At 70.0% G+C, this 16,032-nt stretch carries 18 protein-coding genes; 7 read left to right on the top strand and 11 right to left on the bottom strand.

From position 1 onward, the window contains the following. Positions 1-23 precede the first annotated feature (23 nt). Complete coding sequence (locus KIH74_RS08855; protein ID WP_214155326.1) at positions 24-1,025, bottom strand: GlxA family transcriptional regulator; 1,002 nt, start codon at positions 1,023-1,025, stop codon at positions 24-26. A gap of 116 nt (positions 1,026-1,141) precedes the next feature. On the opposite strand from KIH74_RS08855, the gene KIH74_RS08850 reads away from it, so the two are divergent. Beyond that, complete coding sequence (locus tag KIH74_RS08850; protein ID WP_214155325.1) at positions 1,142-1,771, top strand: isochorismatase family protein; 630 nt, start codon at positions 1,142-1,144, stop codon at positions 1,769-1,771. Here the strand turns inward: KIH74_RS08850 and KIH74_RS08845 are convergent. The 5 genes from KIH74_RS08845 to KIH74_RS08825 are packed head-to-tail and all read right to left on the bottom strand — an operon-like array spanning position 1,748 to position 8,209. After that, positions 1,748-2,806 carry a LacI family DNA-binding transcriptional regulator gene (locus KIH74_RS08845; protein WP_214155324.1) on the bottom strand — a complete coding sequence of 353 codons (1,059 nt, stop codon included), beginning with the start codon at positions 2,804-2,806 and terminating at the stop codon, positions 1,748-1,750. The two genes, KIH74_RS08850 and KIH74_RS08845, sit on opposite strands and share 24 nt — an antisense overlap. An 18-nt stretch (positions 2,807-2,824) precedes the next feature. Further along, positions 2,825-5,089 (bottom strand): alpha-xylosidase, encoded by a 2,265-nt coding sequence (gene yicI, locus KIH74_RS08840; RefSeq protein ID WP_214155323.1) that lies wholly within the window; start codon positions 5,087-5,089, stop codon positions 2,825-2,827. An 11-nt stretch (positions 5,090-5,100) separates the two neighbouring features. Continuing rightward, positions 5,101-5,988: a carbohydrate ABC transporter permease gene (locus KIH74_RS08835; RefSeq protein ID WP_214155322.1), complete on the bottom strand. Its 888-nt coding sequence runs from the start codon at positions 5,986-5,988 to the stop codon at positions 5,101-5,103. Beyond that, on the bottom strand, positions 5,985-6,887 hold the full coding sequence (locus KIH74_RS08830; RefSeq protein ID WP_214155321.1) for a carbohydrate ABC transporter permease: 903 nt from the start codon (positions 6,885-6,887) through the stop codon (positions 5,985-5,987). Before KIH74_RS08830 ends, KIH74_RS08835 begins: the two co-directional genes overlap by 4 nt. Next, positions 6,884-8,209 carry an ABC transporter substrate-binding protein gene (locus KIH74_RS08825; RefSeq protein WP_214155320.1) on the bottom strand — a complete coding sequence of 442 codons (1,326 nt, stop codon included), beginning with the start codon at positions 8,207-8,209 and terminating at the stop codon, positions 6,884-6,886. Before KIH74_RS08825 ends, KIH74_RS08830 begins: the two co-directional genes overlap by 4 nt. A 230-nt stretch (positions 8,210-8,439) precedes the next feature. Between KIH74_RS08825 and KIH74_RS08820 the strand changes: the two genes are divergently transcribed. After that, positions 8,440-9,828: a YibE/F family protein gene (locus KIH74_RS08820; protein WP_214155319.1), complete on the top strand. Its 1,389-nt coding sequence runs from the start codon at positions 8,440-8,442 to the stop codon at positions 9,826-9,828. Positions 9,829-9,904: 76 nt separating this feature from the next. On the opposite strand, the gene KIH74_RS08815 is transcribed toward KIH74_RS08820, so the two are convergent. From KIH74_RS08815 to KIH74_RS08795, 5 genes are all read right to left on the bottom strand, one after another. Then, the gene (locus KIH74_RS08815) at positions 9,905-10,630 is read right to left on the bottom strand and encodes a class I SAM-dependent methyltransferase (protein ID WP_214155318.1); all 726 of its coding nucleotides are present in this window, start codon (positions 10,628-10,630) and stop codon (positions 9,905-9,907) included. A 41-nt stretch (positions 10,631-10,671) separates the two neighbouring features. Continuing rightward, positions 10,672-11,703: a discoidin domain-containing protein gene (locus KIH74_RS37580; RefSeq protein ID WP_214155317.1), complete on the bottom strand. Its 1,032-nt coding sequence runs from the start codon at positions 11,701-11,703 to the stop codon at positions 10,672-10,674. Positions 11,704-11,837: 134 nt separating this feature from the next. Then, positions 11,838-12,083: a type B 50S ribosomal protein L31 gene (locus KIH74_RS08805; protein WP_214155574.1), complete on the bottom strand. Its 246-nt coding sequence runs from the start codon at positions 12,081-12,083 to the stop codon at positions 11,838-11,840. Further along, positions 12,083-12,205 (bottom strand): type B 50S ribosomal protein L36, encoded by a 123-nt coding sequence (ykgO, locus tag KIH74_RS08800; protein WP_214155316.1) that lies wholly within the window; start codon positions 12,203-12,205, stop codon positions 12,083-12,085. The genes KIH74_RS08805 and ykgO overlap by 1 nt, the downstream gene beginning before the upstream one ends. Before the next feature lie 18 nt (positions 12,206-12,223). Further along, positions 12,224-13,324 carry a GTP-binding protein gene (locus KIH74_RS08795; protein WP_214155315.1) on the bottom strand — a complete coding sequence of 367 codons (1,101 nt, stop codon included), beginning with the start codon at positions 13,322-13,324 and terminating at the stop codon, positions 12,224-12,226. A 96-nt stretch (positions 13,325-13,420) separates the two neighbouring features. Between KIH74_RS08795 and rpmB the strand changes: the two genes are divergently transcribed. From rpmB to KIH74_RS08770, 5 genes are all read left to right on the top strand, one after another. Then, complete coding sequence (gene rpmB / locus KIH74_RS08790; protein WP_246572102.1) at positions 13,421-13,642, top strand: 50S ribosomal protein L28; 222 nt, start codon at positions 13,421-13,423, stop codon at positions 13,640-13,642. Then, positions 13,642-13,947, top strand: a complete 306-nt coding sequence (rpsN, locus tag KIH74_RS08785; protein ID WP_214155313.1) for a 30S ribosomal protein S14 — start codon at positions 13,642-13,644, stop codon at positions 13,945-13,947. The genes rpmB and rpsN overlap by 1 nt, the downstream gene beginning before the upstream one ends. A gap of 88 nt (positions 13,948-14,035) precedes the next feature. Next, on the top strand, positions 14,036-14,764 hold the full coding sequence (locus KIH74_RS08780; protein ID WP_214155312.1) for a tyrosine-protein phosphatase: 729 nt from the start codon (positions 14,036-14,038) through the stop codon (positions 14,762-14,764). A 250-nt stretch (positions 14,765-15,014) separates the two neighbouring features. Beyond that, on the top strand, positions 15,015-15,311 hold the full coding sequence (locus KIH74_RS08775) for an Ada metal-binding domain-containing protein (RefSeq protein ID WP_214155311.1): 297 nt from the start codon (positions 15,015-15,017) through the stop codon (positions 15,309-15,311). Next, the gene (locus tag KIH74_RS08770; protein WP_214155310.1) at positions 15,308-15,982 is read left to right on the top strand and encodes an alpha-ketoglutarate-dependent dioxygenase AlkB family protein; all 675 of its coding nucleotides are present in this window, start codon (positions 15,308-15,310) and stop codon (positions 15,980-15,982) included. Before KIH74_RS08775 ends, KIH74_RS08770 begins: the two co-directional genes overlap by 4 nt. Positions 15,983-16,032: the final 50 nt, after the last annotated feature.

The following is a 16,032-nucleotide window of genomic DNA, read 5'->3' as shown; positions in this document are numbered from 1 at the left end:
CGGGAAGCGTGCAGGGGCGGGCCTTAACGGCCGGAAGCCGGGCGAACCGCCGGTGGAAACGTTGTCGTAACGTGACCGGCATCGCGGGCCCGGAACGTGCGCCGGTAGGCCGCGGGGGAGGTGGCGAAGCGGGCCGCGAAGTTCTGCCGCAGCGTCACCGCGCTGCCGAAACCGCAGCTCAGCGCGATCCGGTCGATGCCCCAGGCGGTGGTCTCCAGCAGTCCGCGGGCCTCGTCCAGACGCCGGTCCAGCACCCAGCGCGCCGGGGTGGTGCCGGTCGCCTCGCGGAACCGGCGCACGAAGTTGCGCCGGCTCATCGTCGCCCGGGTCGCCAGGTCTTCCAGCGTCAGTGGCTGGTCCAGCCGGGTCAGCGCCCAGGCCAGAACGGCCGCGATCGGCTCGTCGGCGTCCGCGTTCACCACCGGCCGCTCGATGTACTGCGCCTGCCCGCCCTCCCGGTGCGGTGCCACGACCAGGCTGCGGGCCACCCGGTTCGCGCTGGTGACCCCCAGGAACCTACGGACGACGTGGAGGCAGGCGTCGATGCCCGACGCCGTTCCGGCGGAGGTCAGGACGTCGCCGTGGTCGATGTACAGCACCGAGCTGTCCACCGTGATCTCCGGGTGCCGGGCCGTCAGGGTGTCGGTCGCGCTCCAGTGGGTCACCGCCGAGCGGCCGTCGAGCAGGCCCGCCTCGGCCACCGGAAAAGCGCCCAGGCACAGGCCGATCACCCCGGTGCCGCCCGCGTGGGCCCGCCGGATCACCCCGGTCAGTTCGTCGCCCGCCGGTTCCAGGCTCTCTCTCCATGAGGGGACGACGAGGAGGTCGGCTCCCTCCACCACCTCCGGCCCGTTCAGCCCGCTGATCGGGTAGCCCTCGGCCGTGACGATCGACGGCCCTCCCGTCGTCCACAGGGCAGTGGACCACTCGCCCAGCCCGAGCTTGCTGACCTCGCCGAACACCAGTTGTGGCGCGGCCAGGTGGAACATCGTGATGCCGTCGAAGGCGTGGATGGCGATGCGCACGGCCGCTCCTGGTTATGGCCCGATCTCATCGACATTATGCATCCGGGCCACTCGTGCCAGGTCCGCCCGACCCGGATGCTGGAGGCCGGTCACCCGAACGAGCCAGGAGGATCCCGATGACCACACCCCGCCGTGCCCTCGTCGTCGTCGACGTGCAGCAGGAGTACTTCGACGGGCCGCTGGAGATCCAGTACCCGCCCCGCGACGAGGCTCTGGAGCGGATCCTCGCCGTCGTCGCCACCGCTCGCGAGCACGGCCTGCCGATCGCCTTCGCCCAGCACACCGCCCCCGCCGACTCCCCGGTGTTCGCCGCCGAGGGGACGGGCTGGCAGCTGCACCCGCGGATCGCCGCGGCCGTCGGCGACGCCAAGGTGTTCCGCAAGGAGTACGGAAGCATCTACGCCGGAACCGATCTCGCCGCATGGCTGCGGGCGCGGGACGTCGACACGGTCACCCTGACCGGGTTCATGACGCACAACTGCGACCTGGCCTCGGCCGTGGAGTCCGAGGGCCTCGGGTTCACCGCCGAGATCCTCTCCGACGCCTCCGGCACCACGCACCTGGCCAACGACGCCGGGCAGGTCAGCGCCCACGACCTGCACACCACCCTGATGACGCTGTTCAACGCCAACTTCGCGGCCGTCGCCTCGACCGGGGAGTGGACGACCGCGCTGGCCGCCGGAACCGCCCTGCCGCAGGGCAATCTGGTGGCGTCGGCGGTGTCAGGGCGCTCGAAGTTCGCCTGAGCGGGCGGTACTCGCCCGGGCCAGGAACTCGATGTCGTCCGGGGCCGGCTCCCTCGCCGGGTCCGGCACCGGACGGCCGAGCCTGGTCAGCAGCGAGTCCACCAGACGCCGGCCGTGCACGGCGTAGTCCACCTTCACCGTGGTCAGCGGCGGGCGCAGGAAGCCGCTCTCCGGGATCCCGTCGAAACCGGTGACGCTGATCCGCCCGGGCACGTCCACGCCCTGCTCGTCCAGCGCCAGCAGCGCGCCCAGCGCCATCTGATCGTTGCCGCAGACCAGCGCGCCGATCGAGGCCAGGTCGGCGGGGCGCAGGGCACGCACCGCCTGGGCCCCGGACGACGCCGACCAGTCCCCGGTCAGCTCGGCCACCGGCTCCAGGTCGTGCCGGGCCAGCGCCGCCCGCACCGCCTCGGCCCGCCGCCGGGACGCCAGCCAGGTGGGCGAGCCCCCGAGATAGGCGATCCGGCGGTGCCCCAGGCCGGCCAGGTGGTCGATCACCAGGTCCATGCCGCGCCGGCTCAGCGTCGAGCCCGGGTCCGAGGCGTCTTCCAGCTCCATCACCAGTGGCACACTGACCGGGCCGCTGCCCAGCGACAGCAACCGGTCGACAGGGGCCAGCGCCAGGATGCCGGCCACGTCGGCACGGTCGAGCAGGCCCAGGGCCCGCTCGATCGCGTCCGACTCGCCGCTGTGCTCCGGCCCGATGCCGTCGAACAACGGCAGCGACACGATCTCCAGCAGGAACCCGGCCTCCGCCGCGCGCAGGGCCGCGCCCTGAACGGTCTTGCTCGGCCCCACCTCCTGGAGCTCGAACACCAGCGCCCCGATCCGGTTCGCGCTGCTCGTGGCCAGGGCCCGGGCGGCGTTGTTCGGCCGGTAGCGCAGCGTCTCGATCGCCGCCGACACCCGTTTCAGCGTCTCCGGCCGGAACTTGCCCTGACCACGCAGCACCATCGCGACCGTCTGGTGCGAGACCCCGGCCTCCTTCGCGACGTCGTAGATCGTCGGACGTCGCGAAGGCTGCTCGCGGCTCATCGGTCCCCCGTCACGATCTCACCGCAGCACGGCCCGGCCGCCCTCGGCCGCCACCCGCTCGCCACCGGGCCGGGAGATCCCCCAGCCGTCGGCCACGCCGGAGGTCGCGACCACCTCGCCGCCCTCCCTGCGCACCGTGAAGACGACCGTCGTCCCATGGCCGTCGACGATATCCACCTGCCGTTCCCAGTCGTCCGCCGCACCCGGGTTGACCAGCAGCGTCAGCCCGGCGAGGTGATCGGAGTCCGGCCGTTCCTGATTCGCGCCGAGCGGCAGCACGGCCCCCGGGCGCACCAGCACCGGCAGCGAGTCCACCGCGTGCGTCTCGCGCAGCCAGCGTCCTCCCTCGACGCTCTCGCCGGTCAGCAGGTTCGCCCACGATCCCTCGGGCAGGTAGAACTCCACCTCGCCCTCGGCCGAGAACACCGGCGCCACCAGCAGATCCGCGCCCAGCATGTACTGCCGGTCGAGGTAGGGCACCGCCGGGTCGTGCGGGAACTCCAGGATCATCGGCCGCATCACCGGCGTCCCGTGTTCGTGCGCCTGCCGGCCGGCCGCCAGCAGGTACGGCGCCAGCCGGGCCTTCAGCCGCCCGAACTTCCGCGCCACCGCGACCGCGCCGAGCGGCCCCTCGTCCGGGTCGACCAGCCACGGCACCCGGTACGAGCTGCTGCCGTGGAACCGGCTGTGGCTCGACAGCATGCCGAACGCCGTCCACCGCTTGAACAGGTCCACGTCGGGCGAACCCTCGAACCCGCCGATGTCGTGGCTCCAGAACCCGAACCCGGAGAACCCGAGACTCAGCCCCCCGCGCAGGGTCTCGGCCATCGAGATGTACGACGCGGTGTTGTCGCCGCCCCAGTGCACCGGGAACTGCTGCCCGCCGGCCGTGGCCGACCGGGCGAACACCACGGCCTGGTCCTCGCCCCTGACCTCCTTGATCACGTCGAACACGGCCCGGTTGTAGAACTGGGTGTACAGGTTGTGCATCCGCTCCGGATCGGCGCCGGAGTGGTGGACCACGTCGGTGGGCACCCGCTCGCCGAAGTCGGTCTTGAAGGCGTCCACCCCCTCGGCCATCAGCCGCCGCAGGTGCCCCTGGTACCAGGCCACCGCTTCCGGGTTGGTGAAGTCCACCAGGCCCATACCGGCCTGCCACTGGTCGGTCTGGAACGTGCTGCCGTCCGCCCGCTTCAGCAGGTAGCCCGCCGCGGACGCCTCGTCGAACAGCACCGAGCGCTGCCCGATGTACGGGTTGATCCAGACACACACCCGGATGTCCTTGTCGTGCAGCCGCTTCAGCATGCCCACCGGGTCGGGGAACACCCGCGGGTCCCAGGTGAAGTCGCACCAGCTGAACTCGCGCATCCAGAAGCAGTCGAAATGGAACACGCTGAGCGGGATCCCGCGCTCGGCCATGCCGTCGACGAAGTGGCTGACCGTCTCCTCGCTGTAGTCGGTGGTGAAGCTCGTCGACAGCCAGGTGCCGTAGCTCCAGTCCGGCACCTGGGCCGGCCGCCCGGTCAGCGCGGTGTAACGGTCCAGCACGGTCTTCGGCTCCGGCCCGGCGATCACCAGGTACTCCAGCGACTCGCCGGCCACCGAGAACTGCACCCGCTCGACCGCTTCCGAGCCGACCTCGAACGAGACCCGGCCGGGCTCGTTCACCAGCACGCCGTAGCCGCGGCTGGTCAGGTAGAACGGGATGTTCTTGTACGCCTGCTCGCTCGACGTCCCGCCGTCCTCGTTCCAGATCTCCACGCTCTGGCCGTTCTTCGCCAGGGGGCCGAAGCGCTCGCCGAGACCGTAGACCACCTCGCCGACGCCGAGCTCGAGCTGCTCGTGCACGAACGTGCCCCAGGCCGTCCGCATCAGGCCGAGGGAGCGATGACCGCTGCCGGTCAGGCGTTTCCCGTTCTGCCAGAAGGCCAGGTTCCACGGCGTGCCGCGTTCCAGCCGGGCCTCCAGCGAGCCCGAGCGCAACACCGCGGTGGTGCCGTCGTACGTGGCCTCGGCCTCCTCCTCCTTGGTGGTGAGCTCGAACCGCTCCGGCTCCCGGCCCCCGGTGTGGTGGGCCACCCGCACCCGGATCACCTCGGGGGCCGGGGCGTCGAGCGTGAGGGTGAGCACGGCGGCGTTGAGCGTGTCGCCCCGGTGGTTCACCACCCGGGTGGCGGCGGTGACGATCAGGCGGTCCTGCCGGGCCTCGACGTCGTACACCTCACGGGCGTAGGTGGGCTCGACGCCCTTGCGGGGCAGCCAGAAGCCATCGGTGAATTTCATCGACTCCGCCTTTACTTGATCGCCCCCGCGGTGATCCCGCGGGTCAGGGTGCGCTGGAAGACGAGGAAGAACAGGAGCGTGGGCGCGATGCCGAGCAGGGCCGAGGCGCTGATCGTGGTCACGTTCATGATCCGCTCGCCCTGGAGGGTCGCGATGCCCACCTGGACGGTCTGGTTGTCGGCGCTGACCAGGAAGGACAGCGGGATGAGGAACTCGTTCCAGGTCCAGATGAAGAAGAACACGGCCAGCACGGCCAGGGTGGGCCGGCAGACCGGCACCACGACCTTCCAGAGGATCTGCCGGCGGCTGGCCCCGTCCAGGGCCGCGGCCTCCAGCAGCTCCTTCGGGAAGGCGCCGAAAACACTGGCCAGCAGGTAGGTTCCGAACGCCCCGTGGATCACGATGAACACCACCACGACCGACCAGATCGTGTCGTAGAGGCCGACGTTCTTGAACATGATGTAGAGCGGGTAGAGCAGCGCCTCCTGCGGCACGATCGTGGCCAGCAGGAACGCCACCAGCACCCACATCCGGCCCTTGACCCGCCCGATACCCAGCGCGTAGGCGTTCAGCACCGAGACCAGCACCCCGAGCACCGCCACCGCGCTGGAGATCAGCAGGCTGTTCCAGACCTTGCGGGGGAAGTCGACGGCATTCCAGAAGGTCTTGATGCCGTCGAGGTAGATCTCGGTGGGCAGGCCCAGCGGGCCGTGCGCGGAGAAGTCGGCGGGCGACTTCACCGCGTTCAGCACGACCAGCAGCAGCGGCGCGATCATCACCACGGCCACCAGCACCGTGATTGCCAGGGCGAGCCACTCCAGCCCGGTCCGGCGCCGCCGTCTGTTCTGCGGTGCGCGGGTTTCCGTGGTCTTCTCGTCGTCCATCAGTTGTGCGGTCATCGTGCCTCCTCGTCGACCAGGCGGAACTGGGCCCGCACGAAGAAGATCGCGACGGCCAGCACGACCACGGTGAGAGCGGTCGCGATGGTGGCGCCGTAGCCCACCCGCTGGGCGGTGAAGAACTCGGTGTAGCTGTAGTAGCTCGGCACCGTGGTGGAGGTGCCGGGCCCACCCCTGGTCAGGGCGTACACCGGACCGAACACCTTGAGCGCCGCCACCGTGCAGGTCAGCACCACCACGAAGATCTCCGGCCGGATGCCGGCCAGGGTGATCGCCCGGAACCGCTGGAACCAGTTGGCGCCGTCGAGCTCCGCCGCCTCGTACAGCTGCGGGTCGATGCGTTGCAGCGCCGACATGAAGACCACCACCGGATAACCGATCTGGATCCAGACCATCACCGCGCCGATCGAGAGCAGCGCCGTGTCGGGGCTTCCCAGCCAGTTGTGCTGGAGGCCGCCCAGGCCGACGGCGTCGAGCAGGTCGTTCAGCGCGCCGTCCTCGGGCCGCAGGATCCACCCGACCACGATCGCGGCGATCGCGATCGGGAGGATCTGCGGCAGGTAGTAGACCGCGCGCAGCAGGCCCGCGATCTTCCCGTCGAAACGGCGGCCGACCAGATCGAACAGCAGCGAGGCGAGGATCAGCCCGAACACCGTGGGCAGCACCACCATGGCCACCACCATGACGATGCTGTGCTGGAACGACGCCCAGAACTCGGCGTCGTGGAACAGTTCCTTCCAGTTCTCCAGCCCGTTCCACTCCGGGGGCTTGATGCCCCGGTACTTCGTGAAACTGAGGTACACGTTCCAGCCCAGCGGCACGATGATGATGACCGTGAGCAGGATCGCGCCGGGGACGAGGTACAGCCAGTACCCCGCCCGGCCCTGGCCCTTGATCACCCGGTGATCTCCTTGACGCCCTTGTCGTAGTCGGTCTGGAGCTGGGTCAGCACCTCGTCGACGGACTTGGTGCCGTTCACCAGTTCCTGGAGCGCGGCGTTGATCTCGCCGTAGAAGGTCGGCGTGGGCCAGTCCGGGTAGAACGCCAGGCCGTCCTGACCGGTCAGGGTGGTGAAGTTCTTGATCAGTTCCTTGGACTTCTCGTCGGTGATCGCGCTCTCGTCGGCGGCCACCGGGATGCCGCCGCTGTTGCCCATCAGGTTCTGGATCTCGGGCGACATGGTGATGTCGATGAACTTGTAGGCGAGGTCCTTGGCGTCGGAGTTCTCCGGCACCACCCAGAGGTTGCCCGACGAGCCCGGCGACAGCTTCGCGCCCGGGAACAGGAACGTGCCCCAGTCGAACTTGGCGTCGGTGGTGAAGCTTCCGTACCACCAGCTGCCGGAGAAGAAGATCGGGTTGGTGCCGGCGGTGAACGCGTCACCGGCGTCCTGGGCCTTCTGGCCGGTCGAGTTCTTCGAGATGAAGCCCTTGTCCACCCATTCCTTCAGGGTGTTCGCGGCCCGGGTCCAGCTCGCGTCGTGGAAATCGGCCGGGGCGGTGTAGGTCTGGTAGTCGGTGACCCACTGCCGGTCGGCGTCCAGCAGGGCCAGCTGGTACAGCAGCTGCCCGAGCGGGTACTCCTGCGCGGACTCGGCGAGCGGCGTGATGCCCTCGTCCTTGAACTTCTGGAGCACGGCGGTGAACTCGTCGAGGGTGGTCGGCACCTCGAGGCCGTACTTCTCGAAAAGGTCCTTGTTGTAGTAGACCTGAACGTACTCGCCGTAGTTCGGGATGCCGTAGTAGTTCCCGGACCCCATCACGCCGTCCTCGCTGTACCTGGCCGTGGTCTGGAGCGACTCGGAGAGCTTGTCGGCCCAGCCGTACGCCTCCACCGCCGGCGTCAGGTCGGTCAGCAGTCCCTGGCTGGAGAGCAGGCCTGAGGTGGCGTTGCCCTTGTTGTACTCCAGGATGTCGGGCGCGCTGTCGGAGTTGAGCACCTGGCTGGCCGAGGCGTTGATCTGCTCGAAGCTCTTCAGCTGGAAGTCGACCTGGGCACCGGTCTCCTCGGTGAACTGCTCCATCGCCTTCTTCCAGGCGATGCCCATGGCGCTGGTCTCGTCCTCGTAGGTCCAGACGGTCAGCGTCTGCCCGTCGCCCGTGGGGGACGTGTTGATCTCCTCGGCGCTGTCGGCGGAATCGCTGCCGCCGCCGCACGCGCTCACCAGAAGGGCCGCCGCGAGCGCGAGCGCGCCCCCGGTGACGATCCGTCGCTGTCGCAAGGCACAACCTCCTCGTTGGAGGAGTGGACACGGGGCCGGACGCATCCACTCCGATGCCTGGCCTGCGCTTTCGGCAGGTTTACCGGTAAAGGAAGTTAGCGGTAAACCTGGTGCGAAAGCGACGCCGGGGACAGATCTGGCGACGAACGGTCATCGTGGCCGGGAGCGTCCCGTCCGACCGGCACGGGCGACCGTTGGACACCGAGAAGGCTTGTCCCTAGGTTCGCCCCATGGGCTCCCATCACTCCCACGGTGCGGGGGGCGACGACTTCCGGATCGGCCGCCGCGCGCTGACCTGGCTGCTGGCCGTGCTGGTTCCGCTGCTGGCCGCCACGGTCGCCGGGCTGGTGATGCTGTGGCCGAGCGGCACGCCGACGGTGGCCCGGCAGGTGTCGGCGCAGGGGGAGGAGGCGGAGGACGCCTACCCGGCCACGGTGACGGCGGCCTCGGCCACGCAGTGCGCCGGCACGTCCAGCGACCGGCAGGCCGACGGGACGATCCCGGAGACCACCACCTGCGCCTCGGTGACGGCGACGGTCGGCTCGGGCCCGGACCAGGGGGCCTCGGTCACGGTGCAGGTGCCGGCGCAGGTGTACCGGGCGGGGATCGGGCCCGGTGACAGCATCCAGGTGGCGCGATACCCGGCCGAGACGCTGGACGGCTCGACGGCGGCCGGGGCCGACCCCGGCGCGCTGGCCGACGGCACGGTGTACGCCTGGATCGACTTCTCCCGGGGCTTTCCGCTGACGGTGCTGGCGATCGGTTTCGCCGTGCTGGTGGTGGCGGTCGGCCGGTTGCGGGGGCTGGCCGCCATGATCGGGCTGGGCCTGAGCTACCTCGCCGTCCTCAAATTCATGCTGCCCGCGCTGCGACTCGGCGAGAACCCGGTGCTGGTGGCCCTGGCCGGCTCGATCGCGGTGATGACGGTGGTGCTCTACCTGGCCCACGGCGTCTCGGCGAAGACGACGGCCGCGCTGCTGGGAACGGTCTCCGGCCTGGCCCTGACCGCGCTGCTGGCCGACTGGGCCTCCACCGCAGGGCATCTCAACGGCCTGAGCTCGGAGGAGAACTACACGCTGGCCCAGCTGACCGGGAGCTCAGACCTGTCCGGGGTGATCCTCTGCGGGATCATCGTGGCAGGCTTGGGCGTGCTGAACGACGTCACGATCACCCAGGCCTCCGCGGTCTGGGAGGTGCGGGCGCACGCGCCGGAGCTGGGCTTCCGGCAGCTGTTCGTGAGCGGAATGCGGGTGGGCCGTGACCATCTCGCGTCGACCGTGTACACGATCGCGTTCGCCTACGCCGGCGCCGCCCTGCCGACACTCATCCTCATCGACCTGTACCACCAGCCCCTGACCCGGGTGCTGACCGGCGGGCAGATCGCCGAGGAGATCGTGCGGACGCTGGTCGGGGCGATCGGGCTGATCCTGGCGATCCCGCTGACCACGGCGGTGGCCGCGGCGGTGGTGGCGTCTTCGCCGCGGGCTGAGCTGCTTGAGGACGCCGGTGGGCGGCTGGGGTGGATGACCTCCGGTTCCGGCGGTGGAGACGACAGGACCGCCCCAGACGAGTTCCAGCCCGGGCTGTTGCGCCGGGACCGGTCGCGGCGGCGGGGATAGGGGGCGGCGGATTTATTTTTGACACCACCCAGGAGCCCAGGGTGGTGTCAAAAGCAGAGAGCTCACCCGTGCTGCCTCAGGGGCGCCGCGCGATGACGACGAACTCACGCCCGGGCCGGTCCGGCGCCTCCCGCACGTCGACGACCTCCAGCCCGTGGCTGGTCACGGCGCTCTCGAGTTCGCCGCGTTCCCGGAACCGCAGTGTCGACATCGAGGTCAGCACGGCACCGTCGTCATGGAATCGCCAGGTGCCACGAAACGTCACCAGGGGCCAGTCCACGTCGATCAGCTGAAACCACTGTTCCACCAGGCCGATCCCGTCGATGTCACGGGTGAGGCGGGTCCGGTCGGCGGTCCAGCCCTCCCAGGCCCGGAACGCTGGGTTCCGCGATTCGAAGACCAGATGTCCCCCTGGCCGGAGGGCGTGGCTGCACGCGTTCAGGGCGGCGTCCCAGCCATCCGGATCCGTGATGGCCTGAACCATGTTCCCGGTCATCGTGATCAGGTCCACGCCGGTCAGGTCGAGGTCCTGGGCATCGCCACGGATCCAGTTCACGGCTTCCGCACCCGGTTTGCGCCGCGCGACGTCCAGCGAGGCCGTGGCCGGATCAATACCCGTCACCGTGCGCCCGCGCGCCGCCAGCATGATCGCCAACGTGCCGGTGCCGCAGCCGACATCGACCACGTGGAGGGCCCCGAGGTCGTCGGCCAGGCGCAGGTACGCGTCGAGGTCCTCGCGATTGTCGTCGAAGGCGTCGTAGACGCGCGCCAGTCGTGGGTTCGCGAAGATCTCGTCGGACACCGGTGCTCCTGTCGTCGGCGGATCATGGTCGCCCGTTCACCTCAGGACGAGTAGACCCCCAGCTCGGCCAGCTGGGCTGCCGAGTACCCGCTGCCGCCGGTGAACCGCAGCCGCAGGTAGCGGGTGGAGACCTGGGAGAAGCTGATGCTGACCTGGGTGGCCGAGCCGCCCGAGGCGAAGCGGTACGACGAGCCGCCCTTGAGCGTGCTGTACGAGTCGCCGGTGGTGCTGCCGAGCACGGTCAGGCTCTGGGCGCGGCTGCTCGAGCTGGTGGGGGCGGGGGCGGAGAGGGTGAGCCGGCCGACGGTGGTGGTGCTGCCCAGGTCGACGGTGACGGTCTGCGGGAAGCCCTTCGCCGCCTCCCAGTAGGTACTGCCGTCGCCGTCCATGATGTTGCCGGCGCCCTGGCCCGACACCTGGCTACTGACCTCGACGCTGACGGACGTCGTGGGCTCGTCCTCGGGGGCCGCCTCGTCGCCGGAACCGGAATCCGTGTCGTCACTGCCGGTTCCGGTGTCGTCACCACCGGTGTCGTCGGTGCCGTCGTCGGTGGTGCCGTCGTCGGTTCCGCTGTCACCCGTTCCGGACCCCTGGCCGGTCCCGGCTCCTGAGCCGCCGCCGGAACCGCTGCCGGAACCATTGCCGGAACCGCTGCCGCCGTCGGAACCGCCGGATCCGTTGTTCGTGCCGGAGGTGGCGGAGGCGGGGTCCTGGCTCGCGCCGGGGGACTTGCGGCCCGTGTCGTCCGTCGGTGTGATCGTGGCCGAACCGGTCGCGGTGGGGGTCTCAGGGATCGAGGTCGCGGTGGCGGAACCTGATTCGTCCGGCAACGGGATGGTGACGTCGGTGCCGGACAGCGACGACTCCTGGACGTCGGGGGTACGGGTGACCCAGTGGATCAGGGTCGCGCCGCCCAGCACGACGGCGAGCACGGCCGCGACGGCCCAGAGCGTGGGATGGCTGCGGAACGGCCCGCGGGAGGGCGTGCGGCGCGACGGCCCGGGCACGATCTCGTCGAGCTCGATCGTGGGCGGGTCGTCGCCGTCCGCCGTCGTCCGCTCGTTGGTGGACACGTTCGTTCTCCCCAGTCAGGTGGGCGCGCGACCGGTGCACCGCGCGGTCGCACATTGTGACAGACAGGGAGAACTGCCCACCAGGCGCGCAGATGGGAAGAGGGCCCGTGAGCCCTCTTCCCGGCGCCGGTCGTTCAGTTCGTGCCGTAACGCCTCTGGAACCGCGCGATCCGGCCCTCGACGTCGTTGCTACGCGCCCGGCCGGTCCAGAACGGATGGCTGGCGCTGGAGATGTCCACGTCGACGACGGGGTACTCGTTGCCGTCCTCCCACTCGACCGTGGCCTTCGCCGAGATCGTCGAGCGGGTGAGGAACGCCGTGCCGGCGCCGCGGTCCCGGAAGACCACGGGCCGGTACTCGGGGTGGATGCCGGGTTTCATCAGCCCTGCCGTCCTTTCCATCGGGGGTTCTTCTTGTTGATCACGTAGACCTTGCCGCGGCGTCGTACGACGATCGAACCGGGCTTTTCCTTCAGGGATTTCAGTGACGCGCGTACCTTCATGTCTCTCTCCTCGGGTTGTCAGGCGCTGAGGTCGTCCTCGACGCTGTCGTCGACGCCCAGCCAGGGGCCGAAACCGTCGTCGACGCCGTCCCATCTCCCGATCCCGTGCTCCATCTCCCGGTCCGTCATCAGGGCCCGGGAGAACGCCCGGGCGACCGAATCCCGTTGCGGGCCGATGCCTGTCACCCGCAGCCGGGTGCTTCGGACACCACCCGGCCAGGTTCCGGCGGCACCGATGCTCAGCTGCCCGCCCGCGCCGTCCCAGATTCCGATGACGGTGGGACGCCCCGGCAGCCAGAAGGTGCCACGTGCCCGGATCGGGCCGTCGCCCAGTGCCTGGAGCTCGGTGTGCAACCGGGCGGGGTGAAACGGCTTGTGCGAGTGCAGGTCCAGCGACCAGACGTGGGGTGTGTCGGGCGCGGTGGTGGCGGGCAGGTGCAGCAGGTCGCCTCTCGGGTCGTCGGGCGAACGGTGGACGGCGAGAAGACCGGCCGTGTCCACCTCCGTGACAAGGGATCTCGGCCGTCCGGTGCCGATCAGGTGGTCGAGCAGGTCGTTCTCGCGGGTTCCGGCCACGCCGTCGAGCAGCACGACGTCGGCGTGTTCCAGCTGGGTGGCGAGGGACTCGCCCACCGAACGGCGGTCGTCCGGATTGAGTTCCAGGCCCCGCTCGGCGAGCAGGTCGTCACCGAACAGGTCGTCGAGAAGGCTTGCGGTGGAGGCGGTCGCGATCACCGCGGCGACCCGCGCACCCGGCACCAGGCCGGCGCCGTAGCCGTCGGTGGCGGGCTGGATCGCGTGCACCAGCGGTTGTGGCTCGCTGGTGACGGGCAGGCCCACGATGATCTGTCGCGGCGGCCGGTCTTGCGTGATCAGGCCGCGCAGGACCGGCAGCAGGTCGGCGCGCAGGGCGCAGGACAGACAGCCGTGATCCAGTGACTGGGTGTGCCTGTCGAGCACCCCGGACCAATCATGGACGACGCGGTGCAGACGGCCGTCCGGCGTGATGTCGTGGCGCACCGCCACGGCGTCCGGAAGGTCGAGCAGCAGGGCGGCGACGGCACTGTCGCGCAGTACCGGGTCGATCGAGGTGACGGTCAGGACGGGGACGTCGGGCATGCGGAACACCTTAGGCAGATTGAGAATCGTTTTCAATAAGCTAACCTGGCGGCGATTCATTCCCGATCGCAGGAGGCACATGTGTCCCGCGTCTGCATGGTCACCGGGGCGGTTCCCGGCTTCGGCCACGCGATCTCGCACTCTCACCGGCGCACCAAGCGCCGGTTCGACCTGAACATCCAGACCAAGCGCTACTGGGTGCCCTCGCTCGGCCGGCAGGTCACGCTGACCCTCAGTGCCCGCGGCATCAAGACCGTCGACCGGCGCGGCATCGAGGCCGTGGTGCGCGACATCCAGGCCCGGGGGGTGCGTCTGTAATGGCGAAGAAGAGCAAGATCGCCCGCGACGCTCAGCGCCGCGAGGTGGTGGACCGGTACGCCGAGCGCCGGCTGGAACTCAAGCGGCTGAGCGTGAATCCGCACGTGGGCGAGGCCGAGCGGGCCGAGGCGATGGCCGCCCTGCACCGGCTGCCGCGCAACGCCTCGCCGACCCGGCTGCGCAACCGGGACGTGGTGGACGGGCGCCCGCGCGGGCACCTGGGCCGGTTCGGGTTGTCCCGGGTGCGCTTCCGTGAGATGGCCCACCGGGGGGAGCTGCCGGGCATCACGAAGTCCAGCTGGTGACCTGGGGCGTGTTGTGGGATCCCATGCCTACTGCGGGGCACCTCCTCGCTACGGCGGTGAACTCCACAACACGCCCTAGGGTCTGGCCATGGGCACTCGGCACACCGCGTTCGGGCGGCTGCACAACTTCCGCGACCTCGGTGGCTACCGGGGTCTTGACGGCCGGACCGTGGGCCGGGGGCGGCTCTACCGTTCGGACTCCCTGGCCAAGCTGGAGGGGGCCGACTGGGAGCGCTTCCTCGCGCTGGGCATCACCACCGTGATCGATCTGCGCTACCCCTGGGAGATCGAGGCGAAGGGACGCGTTCCCTCGCCGGAACTCTTCCACTACGCCAATCTCAGCATCGAGCACCGTCCCTACGACCAGGCCACGATCGACCCCGCGGTGGATCCCTGGCGCTACCTGGCCGACCGGTTCGCGGAGGTGCTGGAGGACGGGGCCGCCGAGATAGGCCAGGTGATCGAGCTGATCGCGACCGACGAGGGCCCGGTGGTGTTCCACTGCGCCTCGGGCAAGGACCGGACCGGGCTGATCGCGGCCCTGGTCCTGTCTCTGCTCGGGGTGCCGGACGAGGAGGTGCTCGCCGACTTCGCCCTCACCGAACTGGCCACGGAGCGGCTGGTGGCCGACTGGCGTGCGGCTCACCCCGGCCGGACGTCGCTGTGGCCTGGGTACGGGCGGGCTCCGGCGCGGATCATGGAGCTGGTGCTGGCCGATCTGCGGGAGCGGTACGGGTCGGTGGAGCGGTACCTGCTGGAGGAGTCGGGGATCGGACGTGACGTGCTGATCGCCCTGCGGGAGCGTCTGCTGGTGTGAGGAATCTGGCCGGAGGCCTCACGTTTGCGTGCCGGGCGGCGTTTACCTGGTGACGGGGGTGGCTGGTCTGCGGTGTCGGTGCGGCGCCGGTCACCGGATCCTTCTTCGGAGAGGGCTGGGTCTGGGTTGTGATGTCCGGGGCGTGTTTCGTGTGCGGCCCGTGCTGGGCATCGCTGGAGCCCGTGAGGTGTGTCCAGTTCGGTTGTCTGCCCGGATCTGCGCGATCGGGTTCTGCATGGGGGAGGGCCGGATGGGCCGGGGGGATGAGCGCACCAGGCAGATGTATACGCTGCTGGGCGCCGAGGGCCGGTCGTATCGGTCGGACGTGCCGGGGCTGCTGGGTGGGCACCGGCGGCACAAGGTCTACGGGCGGCTGGACTGCCCGGCCGCGCTGCGGGCGATCTCGAAGGGTGGCTACGTGAAATACCGGGTGTTCTTCGCCTCCGAGGCCGTCGCGGTGGCCGCCGGCTACCGGCCGTGCGGTGCCTGTCTTCCGGCGCGGTACCGGGCGTGGCGCGAGGCGTCCCGCTCCGGGGAGCCGTCGTGAGCGGGGCGGGCGCGTTGTTCGGTGACGAGCTGTTCGCCCGGCCACGCCGTGAGCTGGCGCCGGGGGCGTACTGGGCGCCGGGGTGGCTCACACTCGAGCAGCAGGCCTGGATCGTGGCGCGGTTCCGGGAGTGGGTCCAGGGGCCGGTGCCGCTGCGCGGTGCCGTGGTCAACGGGCACGAGATGAGCGTGAAAACGGTCTGCCTGGGCTGGCACTGGCGTCCGTACCGCTACAGCCGGGAGGCCGTCGACGTGAACGGGAACCGGGTGCTCGGCTTTCCCGACTGGATGGTGAGGCTGGGGCGGCGGGCCCTGGCCGAGGTCGATCCGGATCTGGCCGAAAGCTATTCGCCCGACACCGCTCTGGTGAACTACTACGACGCGCAGGCGCGCATGGGCATGCACCAGGACAAGGACGAGGCGTCGTCGGCGCCGGTGGTCTCCCTGTCGATCGGTGACACCTGCCGATTCCGGTTCGGCAACACCGAGAACCGGGGCCGGCCCTACGAAGACATCGACCTGGCGTCGGGAGACCTGTTCGTGTTCGGCGGGCCGTCGCGGCTGGCCTATCACGGCATTCCGAAGGTCTACCCGGGAACCGCTCCGCAGGGGTGCGGGCTGGAGGAGGGGCGTATCAACATCACAATGCGGGTGACGGGGCTCCAGGGCTGAAATACGACGAGACGGGGGGCGGAGCGTGATCGACTTGATTTCGTTACATG

The sequence above is a fragment of the Kineosporia corallincola genome (genome assembly GCF_018499875.1).
In the GTDB taxonomy this organism is placed as follows: domain Bacteria; phylum Actinomycetota; class Actinomycetes; order Actinomycetales; family Kineosporiaceae; genus Kineosporia; species Kineosporia corallincola.
This window is presented reverse-complemented; position numbering and strand designations above follow the sequence as displayed.